Annotated in this window: 23 protein-coding genes; 11 read left to right on the forward strand and 12 right to left on the reverse strand. The window is 67.0% G+C overall.

Annotation, left to right across the window (positions count from 1 at the left end; genetic code table 11):
• The first annotated feature begins 30 nt into the window (after positions 1 to 30).
• Complete coding sequence (locus tag J2X09_RS16695; RefSeq protein ID WP_204731154.1) at positions 31 to 1707, forward strand: FAD-dependent oxidoreductase; 1677 nt, start codon at positions 31 to 33, stop codon at positions 1705 to 1707.
• A 194-nt stretch (positions 1708 to 1901) separates the two neighbouring features.
• On the opposite strand, the gene J2X09_RS16700 is transcribed toward J2X09_RS16695, so the two are convergent.
• From J2X09_RS16700 to J2X09_RS16740, 9 genes are all read right to left on the reverse strand, one after another.
• A complete protein-coding gene (locus tag J2X09_RS16700; protein ID WP_204731153.1) occupies positions 1902 to 2621 on the reverse strand; it encodes an ABC transporter ATP-binding protein in 720 nt (239 codons plus the stop codon).
• On the reverse strand, positions 2618 to 3433 hold the full coding sequence (locus J2X09_RS16705) for an ABC transporter ATP-binding protein (protein ID WP_204731152.1): 816 nt from the start codon (positions 3431 to 3433) through the stop codon (positions 2618 to 2620). Before J2X09_RS16705 ends, J2X09_RS16700 begins: the two co-directional genes overlap by 4 nt.
• Entirely contained in the window at positions 3430 to 4293 is an 864-nt protein-coding gene (locus J2X09_RS16710; protein WP_204731908.1) for a branched-chain amino acid ABC transporter permease, read from the reverse strand. Before J2X09_RS16710 ends, J2X09_RS16705 begins: the two co-directional genes overlap by 4 nt.
• 2 nt (positions 4294 to 4295) lie before the next feature.
• On the reverse strand, positions 4296 to 5177 hold the full coding sequence (locus J2X09_RS16715; RefSeq protein WP_204731151.1) for a branched-chain amino acid ABC transporter permease: 882 nt from the start codon (positions 5175 to 5177) through the stop codon (positions 4296 to 4298).
• A gap of 153 nt (positions 5178 to 5330) precedes the next feature.
• On the reverse strand, positions 5331 to 6473 hold the full coding sequence (locus J2X09_RS16720) for an ABC transporter substrate-binding protein (protein WP_310308819.1): 1143 nt from the start codon (positions 6471 to 6473) through the stop codon (positions 5331 to 5333).
• Positions 6474 to 6729: 256 nt separating this feature from the next.
• Positions 6730 to 7689, reverse strand: a complete 960-nt coding sequence (locus J2X09_RS16725; protein ID WP_204731150.1) for a LysR family transcriptional regulator — start codon at positions 7687 to 7689, stop codon at positions 6730 to 6732.
• A 151-nt stretch (positions 7690 to 7840) separates the two neighbouring features.
• Positions 7841 to 9457 (reverse strand): glutamine-hydrolyzing GMP synthase, encoded by a 1617-nt coding sequence (gene guaA / locus J2X09_RS16730; RefSeq protein ID WP_204731149.1) that lies wholly within the window; start codon positions 9455 to 9457, stop codon positions 7841 to 7843.
• An 18-nt stretch (positions 9458 to 9475) separates the two neighbouring features.
• The gene (locus tag J2X09_RS16735) at positions 9476 to 9898 is read right to left on the reverse strand and encodes a type II toxin-antitoxin system VapC family toxin (RefSeq protein WP_204731148.1); all 423 of its coding nucleotides are present in this window, start codon (positions 9896 to 9898) and stop codon (positions 9476 to 9478) included.
• Positions 9895 to 10119, reverse strand: coding sequence for a type II toxin-antitoxin system Phd/YefM family antitoxin (locus J2X09_RS16740; RefSeq protein ID WP_204731147.1), 225 nt, complete (start codon positions 10117 to 10119; stop codon positions 9895 to 9897). Before J2X09_RS16740 ends, J2X09_RS16735 begins: the two co-directional genes overlap by 4 nt.
• 105 nt (positions 10120 to 10224) lie before the next feature.
• On the opposite strand from J2X09_RS16740, the gene J2X09_RS16745 reads away from it, so the two are divergent.
• The 9 genes from J2X09_RS16745 (at position 10225) to hpxZ (ending at position 18557) form a co-directional block, all read left to right on the forward strand.
• Positions 10225 to 11130, forward strand: a complete 906-nt coding sequence (locus tag J2X09_RS16745) for a LysR family transcriptional regulator (protein ID WP_204731146.1) — start codon at positions 10225 to 10227, stop codon at positions 11128 to 11130.
• A gap of 96 nt (positions 11131 to 11226) precedes the next feature.
• A complete protein-coding gene (gene atzD / locus J2X09_RS16750) occupies positions 11227 to 12351 on the forward strand; it encodes a cyanuric acid amidohydrolase (RefSeq protein WP_204731906.1) in 1125 nt (374 codons plus the stop codon).
• Entirely contained in the window at positions 12348 to 13742 is a 1395-nt protein-coding gene (locus J2X09_RS16755) for an amidase (protein WP_204731145.1), read from the forward strand. Before atzD ends, J2X09_RS16755 begins: the two co-directional genes overlap by 4 nt.
• A 28-nt stretch (positions 13743 to 13770) precedes the next feature.
• Entirely contained in the window at positions 13771 to 14982 is a 1212-nt protein-coding gene (locus J2X09_RS16760) for an FAD-dependent monooxygenase (protein ID WP_204731144.1), read from the forward strand.
• Complete coding sequence (locus tag J2X09_RS16765) at positions 14979 to 15542, forward strand: VOC family protein (RefSeq protein WP_204731143.1); 564 nt, start codon at positions 14979 to 14981, stop codon at positions 15540 to 15542. The genes J2X09_RS16760 and J2X09_RS16765 overlap by 4 nt, the downstream gene beginning before the upstream one ends.
• Positions 15529 to 16515 (forward strand): ABC transporter substrate-binding protein, encoded by a 987-nt coding sequence (locus J2X09_RS16770; protein ID WP_204731142.1) that lies wholly within the window; start codon positions 15529 to 15531, stop codon positions 16513 to 16515. The genes J2X09_RS16765 and J2X09_RS16770 overlap by 14 nt, the downstream gene beginning before the upstream one ends.
• A 25-nt stretch (positions 16516 to 16540) precedes the next feature.
• Positions 16541 to 17389 (forward strand): ABC transporter ATP-binding protein, encoded by an 849-nt coding sequence (locus J2X09_RS16775; protein WP_204731141.1) that lies wholly within the window; start codon positions 16541 to 16543, stop codon positions 17387 to 17389.
• Positions 17386 to 18150, forward strand: a complete 765-nt coding sequence (locus tag J2X09_RS16780; protein ID WP_204731140.1) for an ABC transporter permease — start codon at positions 17386 to 17388, stop codon at positions 18148 to 18150. Before J2X09_RS16775 ends, J2X09_RS16780 begins: the two co-directional genes overlap by 4 nt.
• Before the next feature lie 20 nt (positions 18151 to 18170).
• Positions 18171 to 18557, forward strand: coding sequence for an oxalurate catabolism protein HpxZ (hpxZ, locus tag J2X09_RS16785; protein WP_204731139.1), 387 nt, complete (start codon positions 18171 to 18173; stop codon positions 18555 to 18557).
• Positions 18558 to 18608: 51 nt separating this feature from the next.
• Here hpxZ and guaB read toward each other — a convergent pair whose 3' ends face one another.
• Positions 18609 to 20078 carry an IMP dehydrogenase gene (guaB, locus tag J2X09_RS16790; protein ID WP_204731138.1) on the reverse strand — a complete coding sequence of 490 codons (1470 nt, stop codon included), beginning with the start codon at positions 20076 to 20078 and terminating at the stop codon, positions 18609 to 18611.
• 171 nt (positions 20079 to 20249) lie between these two features.
• Here guaB and J2X09_RS16795 point away from each other — a divergent pair, with 171 nt between their 5' ends.
• The gene (locus J2X09_RS16795; protein ID WP_310308824.1) at positions 20250 to 20819 is read left to right on the forward strand and encodes a DUF4124 domain-containing protein; all 570 of its coding nucleotides are present in this window, start codon (positions 20250 to 20252) and stop codon (positions 20817 to 20819) included.
• Here the strand turns inward: J2X09_RS16795 and J2X09_RS16800 are convergent.
• Positions 20813 to 21142, reverse strand: a complete 330-nt coding sequence (locus tag J2X09_RS16800; RefSeq protein ID WP_204731137.1) for an RnfH family protein — start codon at positions 21140 to 21142, stop codon at positions 20813 to 20815. The two genes, J2X09_RS16795 and J2X09_RS16800, sit on opposite strands and share 7 nt — an antisense overlap.
• 7 nt (positions 21143 to 21149) lie before the next feature.
• The gene (locus tag J2X09_RS16805; RefSeq protein WP_204731136.1) at positions 21150 to 21596 is read right to left on the reverse strand and encodes a type II toxin-antitoxin system RatA family toxin; all 447 of its coding nucleotides are present in this window, start codon (positions 21594 to 21596) and stop codon (positions 21150 to 21152) included.
• Positions 21597 to 21644 lie beyond the last annotated feature (48 nt).

The following is a 21644-nucleotide window of genomic DNA, read 5'->3' on the forward strand; positions in this document are numbered from 1 at the left end:
CTCCCCACCCCTCACCCTGTCAGGACGACGATGGCCGACGACGCACCCAGCGAGCTCCTGTCTCGCCGCCACCAGATGTTCCCCGTGCTCACCGACGCCGAGATGGCGCGGATGCAGCGGTTCGGCAAGCGGCAGACTCACCCCGGCGGCACGCACCTGCTGCGGGCGGGCGAACCGGGTGCCGGCCTGTTCGTGGTGATGGACGGCGTGGTGGCGGTGAGCGAGCGCGACGGCCTCGGACACATCACGCCGATCGTGAAGCACAGCCGGGGGCACTTCATGGGCGAGGTCGGCTCGCTGTCGGGCAAACCGTCGCTGGTGGACGGCATCGCGGAGGACACCGTCGACACCCTGATGCTCACGCCCGGCCAGTTGCGCGCGCTCATCATCGCGGAGGCCGATCTGGGCGAGCGCCTGGTGCGCGCACTGATCCTGCGCCGCGTGGCCCTGATCGCGTCCGGAGCCAGCGGCCCGGTGCTGATCGGCCAGCCTGCCTCGGCCGAACTGATGCGGCTGCAGAACTTCCTGCGCCGCAACGGGGAGCCGTACCACGTGGTCGATGCCGCATCGGACGCCGGTGCCACAGCGCTGATGGAGCAGTCCGGCGCGGCCGATGGCGAGCCGCTGGTGGTGTGCCCCGATGGCGAGGTGCTGGTCAACCCGGACGACCAGACGCTGGCCCGCCGCCTGGGCATGGTGGATACGGCGGTGCACGACGAGCTTTTCGACGTGGCCGTGGTCGGCGCCGGGCCGGCCGGCCTGTCCACCGCGGTCTATGCGGCATCGGAAGGGCTGCGCGTGGTCGTGCTGGATTGCCGCTCGTATGGCGGGCAGGCCGGGGCGAGCGCGCGCATCGAGAACTACCTGGGTTTTCCCACCGGCATCTCCGGCCAGGCGCTGGCGGGCCGCGCCTACGTCCAGGCGCAGAAGTTCGGCGCCGAAATGCTCATCCCCTCCGAGGTTGCCCGGCTCGACTGCACGCGGGACGGCCCGGACCGTGAGCTGGCCGTGCACCTCACCGATGGCCGGCGGCTGCGGGCACGAACGGTGGTGATCGCCAGCGGCGCACGGTACCGGCGGCCCGATGTGCCCGGACTGAGGGATTTCGAGGGACGCGGCGTCTGGTACTGGGCATCGGCACTGGAAGCCACGTTGTGCGCACGTGCCGACGTGGCACTGGTGGGTGGTGGCAATTCGGCGGGCCAGGCGGCGGTGTTCCTGTCCCAGCACGCGGCGCGCGTGACCATGCTGGTGCGCGGCCCGGGGCTGGCGGCGAGCATGTCCCGCTACCTGATCGACCGCATCGAGGCCATACCCAACATCGAGCTGCGGCCGCACACCGCCCTCACGCGCCTGCATGGCAGTGCCGAGAACGGGTTGTCCGCCGTGTCCTGGCACGACCGCCGCGCGGGCCTGCAGGAAGAAAAGCCGCTGCGCAACCTGTTCCTCTTCGTGGGGGCAGACCCGGAAACGGGCTGGATGGCGGGTTGCGAGGCCGCCGTGGATGCCCATGGATTCGTGTTGACGGGCGATGCCACGGGCGCTCGGCCGGATGGACGGCCCGCCCGTTCACTGGAAACCAGCATCCCTGGCGTGTTCGCGGTGGGGGATGTGCGGTCGGGTTCCGTCAAGCGCGTGGGCAGCGCGATTGGCGAGGGAGCGGCGGCGGTGGCGCAGATCCACGCGCATCTCGCCGCAGGTCATTGATTCATTGAAAATCAATGAGATTTCACGATATTCTCATGTTTTACATGAGAATGAGCTCAAACCACCCCGCTGACAAGCCATTGATAATTTTCGTTTTAAATCAAATACTTGCCATTGATTTGAAATGTACTGGATGAAATATGAAAAACGGGTGGGCATTCGTGTGAACGCCCACCCGCCTGGCGTCATCCGCTTCAGCCGCCGAGGTAGGCGTCCTGCACCTTCGGGTCGCGCAGCAGTTCCTGGCCGCTGCCTTCCAGCACGATGCGACCGGTCTCGATCACATAGGCGCGGTCCGCGATTTTCAGCGCCTGGCGCACGTTCTGCTCCACGAGGAAGATGGTCAGGCCGCCCTTGTTGATCTCGCGCAGCGTGCGGAAGATGTCCTGCACGATGATGGGTGCCAGGCCCATCGAAGGCTCGTCCAGCAGCAGCACGCGGGGCTTGGCCATCAGGGCCCGGCCAATCGCAAGCATCTGCTGCTCACCGCCCGACAGGTTGCCGGCGAGGCCGTCCGCCCGCTCCTTGAGCCGCGGGAACAGCGCATAGATGCGTTCGAGGTCGTCCATGCGCTGGGCGCGCCCGTCGCGGCGCGTGTAGGCACCGAGCTCGAGGTTCTCGCGCACCGTGAGCGTGGTCAGCGTCGCACGGCCTTCAGCCACCTGCACCATGCCGGCGGACACGATCTTGTGCGGCGGCAGCGCGCTCAGGTCCTGCCCCTGCAGCGTGACGCGCCCGGCGGCTTTCTTCACCAGGCCCGACAGAGCCAGCAAGGTGGTGGACTTGCCCGCGCCGTTGGCCCCCACGAGCGTGGTGATCTGGCCTTCGTGCAGCTGGAGGTCGATGCCTTTGACGGCCTCGATGTGGCCGTAGGAGACCTTCAGCCCCTCGACCTGGAGGAATGCTGCGCTCATCGTGCACTCCCTTCCACCGTGGCGGCATCGCCGCCGGCCTCGTCTTCTTCCCGGCCCAGGTAGGCCTCGATGACCTCGGGGTCGTTGCGGATCTGGTCCGGGTCGCCGCGCGCGATGATGCGGCCGAAGTTCAGCACGGCGATGTGCTCGCACAGTCCCATCACGAAACGCATGTCGTGCTCGATCATGAAAACGGTGTAGCCGCGCGCGCTGATGTTGCGGATCTCGGCCATCAGGTCGGTCTTTTCGGCGCTGTTCATGCCCGCGACGGGTTCGTCGAGCAACAGCAGCCTGGGTTCGGTGGCCAGCGCGCGCGCCAGCTCCAGCTTGCGCTGCTCGCCGTAGGACAGGTTGTCGGCGATGTCGCTGGCCTTGTGGTCCAGCTTCACCCACGACAGCAGCTCGCGAGCGCGGTCGCGCGCACGGCGCTCCTCGCTGCGGAACAGGCCGGTGGACGCCAGCAGGCCGAACGCGCCGTAGCGCAGGTGCGAATGCATGCCCACCATCACGTTCTCCAGCAAGGACATTTCCTTGAACACACGGATGTTCTGAAAGGTCCGTGCGATGCCGGTGCGCGTGATCTGGTGCGGCTTGAGACCCGCCAGGTCGCGGCCTTCGTAGCGGATGGTGCCGCCCGAGACGGCCAGCAGGCCGGTCGTGAGGTTGAACACCGTCGTCTTGCCGGCCCCGTTCGGCCCGATCAGACCGAAGATGCCCCCCTGGGGCACCGCCAGGTGAACGTCCTGCAGCACCTTGAGCCCGCCGAAATGGCGCGAAACGCCGTCGAATGTCAGCAAGGGGACATTGCTCATTGCGCGCCTCCCTTGCGTCCGAACCACTGGCGCATGCGCGCCGGATCCCAGATACCCTTGGGCAAGAACAGCACGATCAGCACCAGGATGATGCCGTTGATGACCATGCGGAAGTCACCGAAGGCGCGCAGCGTTTCGGGCAGCAAGGTCAGGATCACGGCGCCCAGCACCGGGCCGAACAGGCTGTTGATACCACCCAGCACGGCCATGGTCAGGATGTCCACGCCCCGGTCGAAACCGAACTCGTTGGGGCCGATGAAGAACGTGAGGTGCGCATTCAAGGCGCCGGCCAGACCGGCAATGGCGGCCCCGAGCACGAAGGCCAGCATCTTGTTGCTCCCGACGTCGATGCCCATCAGGCCGGCGGCGGTCTCGTCTTCCTTGATCGACTCGAACGCACGGCCCACTTTCGAGCGGCGCAGGCGCCAGAGCCCGAACAGCACCGCCACCAGCGCCAGCAGCACATGCCACCACTGCGTCAGCGGCGGGATGCCGTTGAGCCCCAGGGCACCACCGGTGATGTCTTCGGTGTTGAGGATGGCGATGCGCACGACCTCGCCGAAAGCGAGCGTGGCCATGGCCAGGTAGACACCCGACAGGCGCAGCGTGGGCTTGCCGATGACGAAGGCCATCAGCGCCGGTGCGGCAATGCCGCCGGCCAGCGCAACCGGGAACGGCACGCCAAAAGTCATTGTGAGAATGGCCGAGGTGTAGGCGCCGATGCCCATGAAAGCGGCATTGGCCATGGCGAGCATGCCGCAGGCCAGCGTGAGCCAGATCGACAGCGCGAGCAGGGAGTTGGTGCCGAGCGAGAGCACCACGTTGCTGTAGACAGCCCAGAAGTTGGAGAGCGCTTCCATCATCAGACCTTGCGCTCCTGCAAGGTACCGAACAGCCCTTTGGGTCGCAGCAGCAGCACCAGGAACAGCAGGCCGAAGCCGACCGCGTCGCGCATGGTCGAGCCGATGTAGGCCACCGACAGCACTTCTGCGAAACCGAGAAACAGGCCACCGAGCAGTGCGCCGCGGATGTCGCCCATGCCGCCCAGGATGATGACCGCGATGCCCTTGTGCAGGATGGGCTGACCCATCAGCGGGAACACGGCGTTCGAGTACAGGCCGATCAGCACGCCGGCCAGGCCGCCCAGCGCAGCGGCGGCGAAGGACGTCATGTAGAACAGGCCTTCGACGTTGATGCCCAGCAGGTGCGCCGCCTTGGGCGACTCGGAAATGGCGCGCAACGCACGGCCCAGCTGGGTGCGCTTGAGCACCAGCAGCAGCACGGCCATCAGCGCGAACGAGAGCAGGATGATGCCGAGCTCCAGCGCGGTCAGGTGCAGGCTGCCCAGGTTGATGGACTCTTCGGAGACCACACCGGCCGGAAAACGGATGTTCTGCGCGCCGAAGATGCCCTGGATGCCATTGTTCAGGATGATGGCCACGCCAATGGTCGCGATCATCGGGATCAGGTGTGGCGCATTGCGTGCGCGCAGCGGCCGCAGCACCAGAAAGTCGATCAGCAAACCGAGCATTCCACAGAAGAGGAACGCAAACAGCAGCCCGGCCCACAGGGGAAGGCCCAGCACGGCCATGGCTTCGACGGCCGCGTAGGCGCCGACCATGAACACCGCACCGTGCGACAGGTTGATGACGCCGAGGACGCCGAAGATGAGTGTGAAACCCAGTGCGAAGAGCGCATACACGCATCCGAGCGACAGGGCATTGACGAGTTGCTGTTCTAGCAAGGCGGTGCTCCGGGCCTCACGGCAGGCATGAAGCCGAATTCAGGGGAAAAAAATCAACCTCTGCCGGCGGCACCGGATGTCCGCCATCGCAGAGGCTGCTGGTCTGCCAGCGCCGCCCTCACCTCACGGGACAGCGGCGTCACTGGCGGCGTCTTACTTCGTGATGACGAACTCGGCACCCTTGGTCACGCTGACGATGGGCGCTTGCTGCGCGTCATAGCCGGCAGGCTTGCCGGCCTTGTCGTTGGCACGACGGAACTGGAACGGGCCGGTGGCGCCGGTCCACTTTACGGCGGGCAGCGCATCGCGCAAAGCGGTGCGGTCGGCGGCCAGGTTGCCCGAGAGCTTCACCGTCTTGAGAGCCTGCGTGGCGATGTACAGCGCGTCGTAGGCCTGGGCGGCGAACTGGTCCGGCGCCATCTTGTACTTCTCGGTGTAGGCCTTGATGAACTTGCTGTTCTCGGGCGTGGTGTTGCTGGCCGACCAGGGGCTGCCCACGTAGAGGTTGTCGGACTGGCCCTTGGCCAGGTCGAACACCTTGGTCGAGTTCATGCCGTTGCCGCCGATGAAGGGCACGTTCAGGCCGAGCTGGCGGGCCTGCACCATGATGGGAGCGCCTTCGGCCAGCAGGGCCGACAGGACGATGGCGTCAGCGCCGCTGGCCTTGATCTTGGTCAGCTGGGCCTTGAAGTCCACGTCACCCTTGGCGAAGGTCTCGGTCGTGGTGACGGGAATCTTCAGGTCGTCGAGCGCCTTCTTGAAGTTGTCGTAACCGCTCTTGGTGAACACGTCGTCGTTGCCGTACAGCACGGCGACCTTCTTGATGCCGGCGTTCTTCACGGCGACCTTGATGGTCTCGGGCAGCACGTCGGCTTCGGTCACGGAGTTGCGGAAAACGTAGTCGCCAATGGCGGTGATGCCGTCCGCGGTGGTCGAGGTACCGAAGGCCACGGTCTTGCCGGCCTGGGCGATCGGATGGCCGGCCTGGGCCGAGTTCGACAGTGTCGGGCCGAAGACCATCAACACCTTGTCCTGGAACACCAGCTTCTTGAAGACGTTGATCGCTTCTTCCTTCTTGCCTTGCTCATCGGCCACGACCAGCACGATCTGGTTGCCGTTGACACCGCCTGCGGCGTTGATCTCGGCCGCAGCCAGTTCGAAACCGTTGCGGATGGCTGCGCCGTACTGGGCAGCGCCACCCGACAACGCTTCGGCCACACCGATCTTGATGTCTGCAGCGCTGGCGGCAAAGCCCAGCGCGGCCAGCGAAAGGATGGCGGTCTTCTTGAAACTCACGGAAATACCTCTTTGGATGGTTGACGGACTGGGGTCGCCTGCCAGCGGTCTGGCATGTCGCCAGCACCGTCCACGCCTGTCAGGTTCGCCCGATTCTGTGACTGCGCAGCAGCGGCGGCAGCCGGGGTTTTTACGGGGAAACTATAGCAAATCGAGAAGTTTCCATCTCAAAAATGCATGGATGAGCCCTCTCGAATGAAGGTTTGGCATGGCTCGGCGCCGCCATTCCAGGGCCTTGCGGCGCCTTGCTCCTGCCTCAGTGCATGGGGCTTTCCAGGCTCAGGCAATGGGCTCCAGGCCACCGGTTCTTCTCACACATCTCCCGCGCCGTGTGCCGGATCATGTCGCAGATCGCCTGGCGCGCCTTGGACTCGCTGAAGTTCAGGGGCTCGCAGATGCTCAGCCTGCGGCGCATCCGGCCTCCGTCGATACGGTGTGCGATCAGCCGCCCATCGTTCACCTCGCGCTCGGCGAGCGCCAGCGGCATGACCGAGAAGCCCAGCCCGGCTTCGACCGCGCTCTTGATCAGGTGGATCGAGTTCATCTCCGCGACCACGTTCAGCGAAGGCAGTCCTGCGGCCTGCAGCGCCGCCTCGATCACCCAGCGCGTGGTGTGGCCGTTTTCGGTGCTCGGCATGATCATCGGCCGCGAGCAGGCGGCCACCAGCGACACATCGTCGGTGGACGGGGCATCCGTGGCGTGCGGCGCCCGAAGCAGCACGAACTCTTCGTCCACCAGGGGCGTGAAACGCAGGTTCTGCTCCGTCCCGCTGTCGCACAGAATCGTCAGATCGATCAGGCCGCGGTGCATCTGGTCCATCACGTTGCCGGACAACTCCTCATTGAGGCGAAACGCGATACCGGGGAAGGTGGCGGCCGCCGCCCGCATCAATGGCAGGGCCAGCACGGTGGTGATGGTCTGCGGAAGCGCGAGCACGATGGCGCCGGTCACCACATCACTGGAACTGCGCACGGCGGCGCGCAGGTTGGCCACCTGCTTGGTGATGCCCAGTGCATAGTCATAGAGCACCTCGCCTTCCGGCGTGAGTGACACGCCGCTGCGGCCTCGCACCATCAACCGGGCCTCGAGGTCGGCCTCCAGTTCCATGATCTGCCGGCTGAGCGCCGACTGGGCGATGTGCAGTTTCTCCGAGGCCCGCGACAGGCTGCCGCTGTCGGCAATGCACAGAAAGTACTTGAGTTGGCGCAATTCCATTGACGACCTCGACTCCCCGTAGCGGGACGGCAGGAGGATAGTCGCAAACAGGAGGGGCAACCGATGAACGCCCAGCGGTCTGACTCAGGGTTGACCCGGACGAAAGCCGGCAGCCAGGGCGGTCACGTCATGGGCTGGAAGGCCCGGGATATCACTCCCACTCGATCGTCGCTGGCGGCTTGGAGCTCACGTCGTAGGTCACCCGGTTGATGCCCCGCACCTCGTTGATGATGCGGCCGGACACCTTCTTGAGCAGGCTGTACGGCAGCTCTGCCCAGTCGGCGGTCATGAAATCGCTGGTCTGCACCGCGCGCAGCGCGACCACGTAGTCGTAGGTGCGGCCGTCGCCCATCACGCCCACGCTCTTGACCGGCAAGAACACGGTGAACGCCTGGCTGGTGAGTTCGTACCAGGTCTTGCCGCTGTGCGGGTCGACCGTGGAGCGCAGCTCCTCGATGAAGATGGCATCGGCACGGCGCAGCAGGTCGGCGTACGCCTTCTTCACTTCACCCAGGATCCGCACACCCAGGCCCGGGCCGGGGAAGGGGTGGCGATAGACCATGTCGTGCGGCAAGCCAAGCGCCACACCCAGTTCGCGCACCTCGTCCTTGAACAGATCGCGCAGGGGCTCGAGCAGCTTCAAGCCCAGTTGCTCGGGGAGACCTCCCACGTTGTGGTGGCTCTTGATCGTCACCGCTTTCTTGCTCTTGGCACCACCGGACTCGATCACGTCGGGGTAGATCGTGCCTTGTGCCAACCACTTGGCGCCTTTGGTTGATGCCCCACTTGCGGTCAGTTTGGCCGCTTCGGCCTTGAAGACCTCGACGAACTCGCGGCCGATGATCTTGCGTTTGGCTTCCGGATCGCTCACGCCGGCGAGGTGGCCGAGGAACTGGTCTGACGCGTCCACGCGGATCACCTTGGCGTGCAGCTTGCCGACGAACATGTCCATCACCATGTCGCCCTCGTTCAGGCGCAGCAGGCCATGGTCGACAAAGACACAGGTGAGCTGGTCGCCGATCGCACGGTGGATCAGCGCGGCCGCCACGGACGAGTCAACGCCGCCCGACAGGCCAAGGATCACCTCTTCATCGCCCACCTGCTCACGAATCTTCTCCACCGCTTCCGCGATGTGGTCGCGCATCACCCAGTCGGGCGTGGTGCCGCAGATCTCGAGCACAAAACGCTCCAGCAGCGCGCGGCCTTGCACGGTGTGCGTGACCTCGGGGTGGAACTGCACGGCGTAGAAGCGGCGGCTCTCGTCGGCCATGCCGGCGATGGGGCAGGAATCGGTGCTGGCCATGAGCTTGAAGCCCGGAGGCAGCTCGGTCACCTTGTCACCGTGGCTCATCCACACCTTGAGCATGCCGTGGCCTTCCGGGGTGGTGAAGTCGGCAATGTTCTTGAGCAGCGCAGTGTGGCCACGCGCACGCACCTCGGCGTAGCCGAACTCGCGCGTGTGGGAACCCTCCACCTTGCCGCCCAGTTGCTGCGCCATGGTCTGCATGCCGTAGCAGATACCCAGCACGGGAATGCCCAGCTCGTACACCGCGTCGGGGGCCTTGTCGTCCACTTCATACACGCTGGCGTGGCTGCCCGAAAGAATCACTCCCTTGAGCTGGCCGTCGGCGGCAAACTCGCGCACCCATTCGTCGCTCACGTCACAGGGGTGCACTTCGCAGTACACGTGGGCTTCGCGCACACGGCGTGCAATGAGCTGAGTAACCTGGGAGCCGAAATCGAGGATGAGGATCTTCTGGTGCTGCATGGTGGTTTTCCGGGGTTTTCAAAAGGGCTCGGTGGCGATGCCGCAGGCCTTGGCGGCTTGCAGCAGATCGGCTTGGCGCGAGACCAGCGTGCCGTTGAAGCGCACGACGAGCTCCAGGTAAGTGGCGTCGAAATAGCTGATGTGGTGGGACTCGGCCAGCCGCAGCACCTGGCTGCGACGGTGCAGGCTCAAAGGGGGGTCGATGTCGACCTGCGCCTGCGCCACCAGCTCCAGACCGCGCTCGTAGTGGGCGCGGGGCAGGCGGCCGCCGCGGCAGGCCAGCAGCAGGGCTTCGCCCAGTTGCCAGTGCCACAGGCTGGGCGCGTGGTAGATGCCGGCACGGCTGCGCGCCTGGCTGTAGTGGTAGTCGGTGCGCTCGCTATGCTGCTCGGGGATCAGCCAGGCCAGGGCCACCGAAGCGTCGATCACCCAAGGCCTCATCGGGGCTCCTCGGTCGACCAGGCGGCGCGAAACGCGCGCAGTTCGGTGAGTGCCTGGGCGGCCACGCGTTCGCGTTCGGCTTGATCCACGTGGGCCACCTCGGCCGCCAGCCGCACCACCGGCTTGCCGTGCCGCGTGAGCACGACCTGCTCACCCTGCTCGGCCGCGCGAATTAGCTCGGACAGCTGGCCTTTGGCCTGGTGGATGGGGACAGACAGCATGGTCAATGGGTGGCGCCGGAAAACCAGGGATTGTGCCAGATTCCGCCATTTTGGGTCCCAATACTTTGGGTCCAGATTTTGTAACACCCGCCATCCCAGCCCACCATGCTCCACCCGCCCCGCGCCTACATCTACCTCGACGCCGTGGCCCGCGCTGGCTCCATTCGCAAGGCGGCGGAGAAACTGCACGTGGCGTCCACCGCGCTCAACCGCATGATCCTGGAGCTCGAAGAACAGGCCGGCACGCCCCTGTTTGAGCGCCTGCCGCGCGGCGTGCGCCTGACGGCGGCGGGCGAGGTGTTGGTGCACACGGTGCGCCGCTCGCTCTCCGATCTGCGGTCGGCGCAGTCGCAGATCGAGCAGTTGCGCGGCCTGGTGCGTGGCACCGTGCGCCTGGGCTGCGCCGAATCGGTGGCCACCGACCTGATCCCCAGCGCCGTGGCGCAACACCAGGCGCAGCACCCGGGTGTGCAATTTCAGGTCGTCTCTGGTGTGACGCACCACCTGGTGCAGCTGCTCGGCCAGGATGAAGTGGAGCTGGTGCTGGTGCACGACCCCGCCCCGAGCGATGACCTGCAGGTCATCAGCCGCCTGCACCAGCCGCTGTGCGCGATGGTGCGCCCAGACCACCCCCTGGCCGGGCGCACCAGCCTGCGCCTGGCCGAATGCCAGCCCTACGCCGTGGCCCTGGGCGATCATTCGTTTGGCAGCCGCCGCCTGCTCGACGCGGTCATGGCGCGCTCGCGCATCGCCATGCGCCCCATGATCGAAGCCAGCACGGTGCAGTTGCTCAAGGAATTCACGCGGCAGACGGGGGCGATCAGTTTCCAGTTCGAGATCGGCACGCTGCAGGAAAAGCGCCGCGGCGAGCTGGTGTCGATCCCGCTGGTGGATGCCGCGCTCGGCCGCAGCGAGCTGGTGCTGGCGGTGCGCGAGGGCCGCCGCCTGCCCAGCGCCACGCTGTCTTTCGTGGAATTGCTGGTGGGGCGCCTGGCCGAAATCACGCCCTGAGGCCGTTGGCTGCGGCCCAACTGCACACATTTCTCGCTCGCCCTGAGCGAAACATTGAGCTTCCGCGCAGCACTGGTGTTCCAGATACTGCGCTGCATGCACCGCTCGACACCCCTTCGCCAGCTCCAGGTCTTCCGCCTGCCGATGTCCCACCCCGGCGACTTGTCGGCCCTGGCCGCCTTGCTGGATACGGGGCGTGTGCGGGCCGACGAGGTGGTGGCGGTCATCGGCAAGACCGAGGGCAACGGTGGTGTAAACGACTTCACCCGGGGCTACTTCACCCAGAGCCTCATGCACCTGCTCGGCGCGCGCATGGGCCGCGATCCGGCCGATCTGCTGCTCGAACTGCCCTGCGTGCTCTCGGGCGGCACCGAAGGCGTGCTCTCGCCCCACTACAGCGTATTCGTGCGAAGCGCCGCCAGCGCGGATGCGCCTGCTTGCCCGGCGCTGGCCATGGGCCGCGCCTTCAGCCCGCCCACGCCGGCGGCGGACATCGGGCGCTGGGCGCAGGTGCACGCGGTGGCCGACGCCGTGCGCAGCGCCATGGCCGACGCCGGCATCGACAACCCGGCCGATGTGTGCTTCGTGCAGGTTAAAGGCCCCTGCGTGACCGCCGCTCGGGCGGCCGCCGCACGGGCCGCCGGCCAGCAAGTGGTCAGCGACGACCCGAACCGCTCCATGGCCCTGTCTCGCGCGGCGGGCGCCTTCGGGGTGGCACTGGCGCTGGGCGAAATGGCCGACGACCCGGCGCTGGAAGCCGGGCTGCTCACGCGCTTTGATCTCTGGTGCGCACGCGCCGGCGTGTCCACCGGGGTGGAAGTGCAGGCCAATGAAATCGTGCTGCTGGGCCACAGCGCGCACTGGCGCGGCCCGCTGCGCATGGCTTGCGAGCCCATGGCCGACGCGCTGGACTTGCCGGCCGTCACCCGCGTGCTCGCCCGGCTGGGCCTGCGCGCCGACCCCCAGCTGGACAATGCAGATCGCCACCGCGTGGCCGCCGCGCTGGTGAAGTGCGAGCCCGACCGCCGGGGCCAAGTGCGCGGCACGCGCGTGACCATGCTGGACGACACCGACATCAACGCCCAGCGCCACATCCGCGCGGCTGTGGGCGGTCTGGTGGCGGGTGTGCTGGGCGATGGCCGCATTTTTGTGTCGGGTGGTGCCGAGCACCAGGGGCCTGAGGGTGGCGGCCTGGTGGCCGTGATCGCGGAGGCGGCATGAGCACCGACACGCGCGCACCGTTGTGGCAGCTCGATGCCTGCGCGCTGGGCGCGGCGTACCGCACTGGTGCACTTACACCGCTGGCTGTGCTCGATGCCCACCTGGAGCGCCTCAACATGGTGCAACCACTCATCAACGCCATGGCGTGCGTCGATGCCGACGGCGCACGCCACGCGGCCACCGCCAGCACCGAACGCTGGCGCCAGGGCCGCCCGCTGTCGGCGCTGGACGGCGTGCCCATGACCGTGAAAGACAACATCCAGCTGGCTGGCCTGCCTTGCCGCTGGGGCAGCCGGCTCTGGCAAGACCACCGGCCCGCCGTGGACGAATCGCCCGTGGCACGGCTGCGCGCGGCGGGCGCGGTGTTTCTGGGCAAGACAGCGGTGCCCGAATTCACCTTGCAGGGCTACACCGACAGCCCGCTCACCGGCGTGACGCGCAACCCCTGGGACGCCGCACTCACACCCGGCGGCTCCAGCGGTGGCGCCGTGGCCGCGCTGGCGGCGGGCGTGGGCGTGCTGGCGCTGGGCACCGACGGTGGCGGCTCGATCCGCCGCCCGGCTGGTCACACCGGCCTGTATGGCTTCAAACCCGGCTGGAACGTGGTGCCCCGCGAGCAAGGCCTGCCCGAGGTGCTGCCCGGCCTGGAAGTCATTGGCCCCATGGCCCGCCATGCGCGCGATCTGCCGCTGGCCATGGCCGTGATCGGCGGCACCGTGCCCGGCGCATGGCGCGCAGCCGAGGCCGCGTCCCAGCCCTTGCGCATTGCCTACTGGCGCCACATCGCCGGCTCGCCGGTGGACGCCGACGTGCTGGCGCGCTGCGACGCCGCCGCGCAACAGCTGTGCGAACTCGGTCACACGGTGGAAGTGACCGAGGCGCCGGCCGACATCCAGGCCTTCAACCAGCAGGCCTGGCCCGTCATCAGCACCACGGGCCTGGCCCACGTGCTGCGCGACGCGCCGCGCGCGGCCGACGAACTCTCCCCCGCGCTGGCCGCCATGTGGGCCTGCGGCGAGGCCTGGCGCGCCACCGATCTGTTTGAAGCCCAGGCCGTGGTGCGCCGCCTCGAACGGGCACTGGAGAAGGTCTTCAGCGCGCACGACCTCGTGCTCACACCCTGCTCGGCTGCTCTGCCTTGGCCCGCCGACGAGAGCCACCCGCCCGTGATCGACGCCCAGCCGGTGGACGGGCGCGGCCACGCCGTGTTCACCGCCTTCGTCAATGCCACTGGCCTGCCCGCAATGGCCCTACCCGCCGGGCGCGCCGGGCACCTGCCGGTTGGCGTGCAGCTGGTGGCCCCGGCCGGCGGCGACGCGCTGCTCCTCGCCCTGGGCCTGCAGTGGGAGCAAAGCGGCGGCTCCGCCAACGAATGGCCGCTGTGGCCCTGATTCTGCTTATCTGGAGAAAAGCCTGACCATGTCCCCCCTGAAAAAAATCGTCATCGTCGGCGCCGGCGTGGCCGGTTCCATCCTCGTCCGGCGCCTGGCGGCGCTGCCCGGCGTGGCGGTCACTTGCCTGGAGCGCGTGGCGCCCGACGACCACAGCGAAGCCGGCACCGGCCTGAACGTCGGCCCCAACGCCATCAAGGCCCTGCGTGCCTGCGACCCGACGCTGGCCGACGAAGTCATCCGCCAGAGCCTGCCCTGGACGCAATGGCGCACCTCGCTGGCCGATGGCACCGTGCTCTTTGACCTGCCGCTGGCGCGCGTGGCCGACAACGCGGGCATCCGCATTCGCTGGTCCGAGCTCTACCGCATCCTGCGCAGCGGCGCGAGCCCGGCCATCCGCTACGGCTGCGAGGTCACGTCCATTGGCGCCTCCCCGACCGACCCCCACCGCACCCGCGTGGCCTGGACCGAAAACGGCCAAGCCCACACCATCGACGGCATCGACCTGCTGATCGGCACCGACGGCCGCTACTCGGCCACCCGCGCGGCCTTCTCCGGCCTGCCCGAGGCGCGGCATGTGGGCGTGGCCATCTTGCGCGTGCTGGTGCAGGACCGCAGCCAAGGCCTGGTGGACGACTACGAGCAGTGGTTCAACCGCCACCACCGCCTGCTCGCGTTTCGCGTGCCGCCCGACCACATCTACATCGCCGGAACCTACCCGATTGAACCCGGCGCGGCCATCCCAGACGACTGGAAGACACCCGAGGGCATGCGCCGCGCCTTCCTGCCCGAAGGCCGCGAGGCCTCGCCTGCGGTGCGCTGGCTGGTGAACGCCATGTGCGAGCAGACCGAGCACGCGCACTGGGCACGCATGCAGGAGTCCGACGTCCGCTTTGTCGAACCCGTGCGCCAGGTGCTCTACCTGGGTGACAGCGCCCACGGCATGGCACCCACGCTGGGCCAGGGCGCCACGCAGGCAATGGAAGACGCGAGCTGCGCCGCGCTCCTCATCGAGGCCGCCATGCGTGCGGGCCGGCACGGCGTGCGCGACTGGCTGGACGCGATTGACCTGGCTCGCCGCGAACGCATCCGCTTCGCCATGGAACTCTCGGTGCGCGCCACCGACACCATGCTGCAAGGCGCCGACCCAGTGGCCGGCGCGCGCTGGAAAACCGAAGACCCTTTCATCGACGACCTTACGCGGCTGTTCCGCGACGTCGCACTCGGCGAGAAGACATGAGCCCCCACACGCCACCCGGCACCAGCGACGGCGCCTTCACGCTGGGCCTGTTCCATTTGGCCATCAAGACCAGCGACCTCGCCCTCACGCGCGCCTTCTGGTGTGGCGTGATCGGGCTGCGCGAGGTGGCGCGGCCCGACTTCGGCTACCCCGGCGCCTGGCTGGCCTGCCCGCAGCCCGGAGGCCAGGCCATCGTGCACGTGTATGCCGGAGGCCCGGCGCTGGCCGGGCTGGACCACGTACCCAGCGGCAGCGCCGCGATCGACCACCTCTCGCTCGCCTGCGTGGGCTACCACGCCTACCGCGCGCGGTTTGCTGCGGCCGGCCTGGCGTGGCGCGAGTTTCTGGTGCCCGGCACCACGCTGTGGCAGCTGTTCGTTTACGACCCCAGCGGCGTGCAGCTCGAGCTCACCTTCGAGGGGGCGGCCGAAGCCGGGGCGCCTCCCGACATGTCCGAGGGCCGCATCTACCGCGCCGGCCACCCGTTCTTTCAACCGCCGCTCTACCCCCGGCAGACCCTTTTGTCACTTCACGGAGAAACCCGCCATGCAACGCGCTGACTTCCTTTCCCTCGCCGCCAAAGCCCTGGCCACCCTGACCCTGTGCGCCGCGCTGCTGCCGCACGCCCAGGCCGCCGACCGCGTGCGCGTGGGCGTGTTCCCGTCCAGCGCGGCGCTGCCGTTCTACATTGCGCAGAACCGTGGCTTCTTCAAGGCCGCCGGGCTTGAAGTGGAAGAGGTGCCCATGACCAGCCACCCGCTCACGGTGCAGGCCATCGTGGCCGGCAACATCGATGGTGCGGTCAACCTCGTGACGCTAGAAGGCGCCAACATGGAGTCGCGCCGCGCCAAGACGCTCAAGTACCTCTCGCTCAACGGCCAGAACAGCGCTCACGTGATCGAGCAGTTCGTCGTCAAGGCCAATCTCCCGGCCAAGTCGCTCAAGGATTTCAAGGGCGGTATCAAGCTGTTCTCGGCCCCGGGGCCGGCCAACATCGGCGCAGCGCGCGCCGTGCTCAAGAAGCTTGGGCTGGTCGAGGGCACCGACTTCACCATCCAGGAGCAGCCCATCAACATGCATGCCAGCGTGCTGCAGGCCGGTACGTTTGACGGTGGCTACACGCTGGAGCCGGCTGCCACGATCATGGTCGCCCAGAAGGTGGGCAAGCGGGTGGAAACGGGCGTGATCGCCACCCACCTGCTGGGCAACAAAAATGCCAGCGCCTTTGCCGCCGGTGCCGTGCTGGCCGACAAATTTGTGAGCGAGCGGCCCGATGTGGCCAAGCGCTTTGCCGACGCCTGGGCGCGCGGCGTGAAGGAAGCGCAGTCCGACAGCAGCACGCGCGGTTACCTGATCGCCGGCATGAAGGTGCCGCCCGAACTGGCCGCCACCGTGCCGCTGCCGCGCATCGTCATGGCCGCTGACCTCTCCCCCGCCGATGTAGCCGACTTCCAGAAATTCCTGGACCTCGGCGTCGAGTTCGGTGTGATCAAGGACAAGGTCGACGCCAAGGCGCTGCTCAAGGCCTTCTGATCACCTGAAGCGGACACCCCATCCCATGCGAGTCATGCCCTCGAACGACGCCTTCCCCCCACCCCCGGCCACCCCCATGGCCGGGGCGCACAACGACACCTCGCACCGTTGGTACCCGGTCGGTACGCACATCACCGTGCGCGGCCTCACCAAGCGCTTCGACGGGGTGACGGTCTACGACCAGTTCGACCTGGACATTCCCAAGGGCAAGATCACCTCGGTGTTCGGCCCCAACGGATGCGGCAAGAGCACGCTGATCAACATGATCTCGGGCATCCTGCCGTACGACAACGGACAGATCCTGTTCGAAGGCAAAGAGGCACAGGAAACGCGCATCGGCTACGTGTTCCAGAACTACCGCGAGGCCGTGTTTCCCTGGATGCGCGCCATCGACAACATCCGCTACCCGCTGCAGTTTCTCGACCTCACCAGAACCGAGCGGCAGGCCCTGCTCGACCAGGTGGTGGAGAGCTTTGACGTGTCATTCGACCTCAACCGTTACCCTTACCAGATGTCGGGCGGCCAGCAGCAGCTGGTCTCCATCATGCGGGCGCTGGTGGTTGAACCCGAGGTGCTGTTTCTGGACGAGCCCTTCTCGGCGCTGGACTACGAGATGGTCATGTTCCTGCGCGGCACGCTGCAGAAGGTGCTCAAGGAACGCTCGGTGACCACACTGCTGGTCTCGCACGATCTGGACGAGGCCGTGCTGCTGGCCGACGAAGTGCTGCTGCTCACCAAACGTCCCACACGCGTGGCCGAACGGCTGGTGTTTGACGCGCCTCGCCCGCGCAGCGCCGACACCACCGTCACCCCCGCATTTGTGCAGACCAAGACCCGGGCACTCGAAGTCTTCCAGCGTGAGGTGCGCGCATGAAACTCCCCGTCTGGCTCTACCGCCTGCGCCCGCTGCTGGGCGCGGTCATCCTCATTGCAGGCTGGGCGCTCATCCACGCCGCCGGCGCGGTTGACCCTGTGCTGTTGCCCTCGCCCGCGGAGGCCGCCGGAGCGTTCTGGAACGGCATGACGCAGGGCACGCTGGGTGCCGACTTTGGCAAGACCATCGTGCGCACGCTCAGCTCGTTTGCCATTGCGCTGGTGGTGGCGGTGCCGCTGGGCATCGTGCTTGGCGCCTCGCAGCGCCTGTACGAATCCATCGAGTTCGCCATCGACTTCTTCCGCTCCACGCCCGCCTCCGCCATGTTCCCGCTGTTCCTGGTCATCTTCGGTGCCGGTGAACAGACCAAGATCGCCGTGGCCGCCTTTGGCGCCGCCCTCGTGATCCTGTTCAATGTGGCCTACGGCGTGATGGGCGCGCGCAAGCAACGCCAGCTCGCCGCCCGCGTGATGCGCGCACCGCGCTGGCGTGTGCTGACCGACGTCACTCTGCTGGAATCGATGCCGCAGGTCTTCGTCGGCATGCGCTCGGGGGTGTCGCTGGCGCTGGTGATCGTCATCGTGGCCGAAATGTTCATCGGCTCCACCGATGGCCTGGGGCAGCGCGTGATGAACGCCCAGATGGTGTTCGACATGCCCGAGATGTACGCCGCCATTTTTGCTGCCGGTGCCCTGGGCTACGCCATGAACCTGATTTTCCTGATCGCAGAACGCCGCTTCGTCCACTGGGGCGGCAAGTGACACCACCCTTCGAAAGCCTTATGTCTTCTCCCACCGATATCAACCGCCCCGATGTGCTCGCCGAAGTCAACGCCGTGTTTGACGCCTACGAACAGGCGCTGGTCACCAACGATGTGGTGGTGCTCGACGAACTGTTCTGGCGGTCGCCGCTGACGCTGCGCTACGGGGCTGGCGAAAACCTCTACGGCTTTGACGCCATCCAGGCCTTCCGCCAGGGCCGGCCAGCCGCGAACCTCATGCGCACGGTCACGGCGCGGCAGGTCACCACCTTCGGGAGCGACATGGCAGTGGCCAACATCGAGTTCCGTCGCGAAGGCAGCGAACGCATTGGCCGCCAGAGCCAGACCTGGGTGCGCATGCCCGAGGGCTGGCGCGTGGTATCGGCCCATGTGAGCCTCATGCTCTGACCATGAAAAACGCCCCTCGGGAGGGGCGTTGTTTCAGGCCGTGAGCGGCAATCAATCGGCGCGGTAGTTCGGCGCTTCCTTGGTGATCTGCACGTCGTGCACATGGCTCTCGCGAATGCCGGCGGCCGTGATCTCCACGAACTCGGCGTTTTCGCGCATGTGCTCGATGCCAGGGCAGCCGCAGTAGCCCATGGCCGCACGCAGGCCGCCGGCCATCTGGAAGATGATCGAGACCACCGAACCCTTGTAAGGCACCCGGCCTTCAATGCCTTCGGGCACGAGCTTGTCGGCGTTTGGATTGCCGGTGCTGCTCTCCTGGAAGTAGCGATCGGCGCTGCCCTGCTGCATCGCGCCAATGGAGCCCATGCCGCGGTAGCTCTTGTAGCTGCGGCCCTGGTACAGCACGATCTCACCCGGTGCTTCTTCGGTGCCAGCGAACATGCCGCCCATCATCACGGTGTTGGCCCCCGCCGCAATCGCCTTGGCAATATCGCCGCTGTAGCGGATGCCACCATCGGCAATCATGGGCACGCCCGTGCCCTTCAAGGCGGTGGCCACGCTGTCGATCGCCATGATCTGCGGCACGCCCACACCGGCCACGATACGCGTGGTGCAGATCGAGCCCGGGCCGATGCCGACCTTGACCGCGTCCGCACCGGCTTCCACCAGCGCCAGCGCGGCGCCGCCGGTGGCGATGTTGCCGCCGATCACGTCGATCTGCGGATAGTTCTGCTTGACCCAGCGCACGCGGTCGATCACGCCCTTGCTGTGACCATGAGCCGTGTCCACCACGATGGCGTCCACACCAGCCTTGACCAACGCTTCCACCCGCTCCTCGGTGCCGTCGCCCACGCCCACCGCAGCGCCCACGCGCAGCCGGCCTGCGGCATCGCGCGCTGCGTTCGGGAAGTTGAGCTGCTTGGTGATGTCCTTCACCGTGATCAGGCCCTTGAGCTCGAAGGCGTCGTTCACGAGCAGCAGGCGTTCCAGCTTGTGCTTGTTAAGCAGCGCCTTGGCTTCCGCCGGCGTGGTGCCTTCCGGCACGGTGACCAGGCGCTCGCGCGGCGTCATGATCTCGCTCACCGGCAGGTCGTAACGGGTCTCGAAGCGCAGATCGCGCCCCGTGACGATGCCGACCACCTTGCCGCCGTCGACGACGGGGAAACCGGAAACGCCGAGCTCGTCCGAGAGCTTCATGACCTGGCGGATGGTGGTCTGGGAGGAGATGACGACCGGGTCGCGCAGGACACCGGATTCGTAGCGCTTGACCTTGGCCACATGCGCTGCCTGTTCCTGCGGCGTGAGGTTCTTGTGGACGATGCCGATGCCGCCTTCCTGGGCGATCGCGATGGCCAGTCGGGCCTCGGTGACGGTGTCCATGGCCGCCGAGACCAGGGGCAGATTCAACTGGATGTTTCGGGAGAACTGGGTGGCAAGCGAAGTGTCCTTGGGCAGGACCTGGGAGTACGCTGGCACCAGCAACACGTCGTCGAAGGTGAGCGCTTTGCCGAGGAGGCGCATGGGTAAAGCTCCAAAAGCGTCGATTGTAGCCGGGCGGTCTCGGGGCAAACCCGCACCTGCTGTTCCATCCACATACCGCTCAGGGGCGAAAAGCTACCGCTCCGGCAGCTTGTGGACGAGAAGCCTGCAGATGCCTACGTGCCCTTGAGAACCCGCCGCTAAACTCGCGAAATGCCTCAAAAAACCGCTCTGCTCACGTCCTGGCGCACCCCTGTCGCTGCGGGTTTCCTGCTCCTGGCGTGCTCGCTGGCGTCTGCACAATGGGTATGGATGGAAGGTGGCCGCAAGGTGTTCAGCGACACCGCTCCGCCGGCCAGCGTGCCAGACAAGAGCATCGTCAAACGCCCAGGCGGCGGTGGCGCACCGATGCTGCCACCAGCGGCGGCTGCACCGTCAACGCCGGCAGAAGGCGAAGCCACGGCCCAGGCGCCAGCAACCTCCACCGGCGCACCCCAGCTGCCTGCCGGTGACAAGGAACTCGAGGCCCGGAAGAAGCAGGCTGAACAGGCAGAGGAAGCGAAACGGAAGGCCGAGGAACAGCGCATCGCCAAGGCCCGCAGCGACAATTGCGCCCGTGCACGGCAGGCCAAGGCCACCATGGACTCGGGTGTGCGCCTCGCGACCACCAACGCCAAGGGCGAACGCGAGGTGATGGACGACAAGGCCCGCGCTGCGGAATCGCGCCGTCTGGACGACGTCGTGCGCAGCGACTGCGGCCCGATGCCGAAGGCGGCTCAGTAACCGGCCTTCGAACCAGGGCGGCGCTTCGCGAACAGGCCCGTGGCGCGCGCGCCCTGCCCTTTGAAGCGCTCACGGCGCGCCACTTTCGGATCCACACGCAAGCCGCGCACCACCTCCACGCGGTCGCCCTCGCGCAACACCCAGTCCCACCCGGCCTTGCGGCCCCAGATGCCCGTGGCCAGCGAACCGGACTGGATATCGGGAAAGCGCTGCAGCCAGCCCGCCTGCTGCAGTGCTTCGCCCAGCGTGGTCCCTTCGGGGATGTCCAGCACGTCCTCCACCACCTCGCGTGGCGCAGGCGCATGCATCAGGGTGATCTTCATTGCCGGCTCAGTCGGCGCCGTAAACCTGGTCGGCACGCTTGACAAAGGCGTCCACAAGACTGCCCGCGATCTTGTCGAACACCGGGCCGACCAGCGCGGCCAGCGCCGTGCTGGCGAAACCATAGGTCAATTTGAAGTCCACCTTGCAGGCGCGCTGCGCACCGTCCCCCAGAGGGGTGAACTCCCAGACGCCGTCCAGGCTGGAGAATGGCCCGTCCACCAGCTTCATGAGGACCTGGCGGTCGGCCACATGGGTGTTGCGGGTGGTGAAACTCTGCCGCAGGCCGCTGATGGCCATGCCCACACGCGCCACCATGCCGTTGCCATCATGTTCCAGCACTTCGCCCTGGTCGCACCACGGCAGGAATTGCGGGTAGCGCTCGATGTCGGTCACCAGCGCGAACATCTCGGGCGCGCTATGCCATAGCAGAACGGACTTGTGAATGGTTTTCATACAATCCGGTTCATTGTATTGGCCTGAAACGGCCTCACTTTCCGCTGC

It is taken from the genome of Hydrogenophaga laconesensis (assembly GCF_031457235.1).
Classification (GTDB): domain Bacteria; phylum Pseudomonadota; class Gammaproteobacteria; order Burkholderiales; family Burkholderiaceae_C; genus Hydrogenophaga; species Hydrogenophaga laconesensis.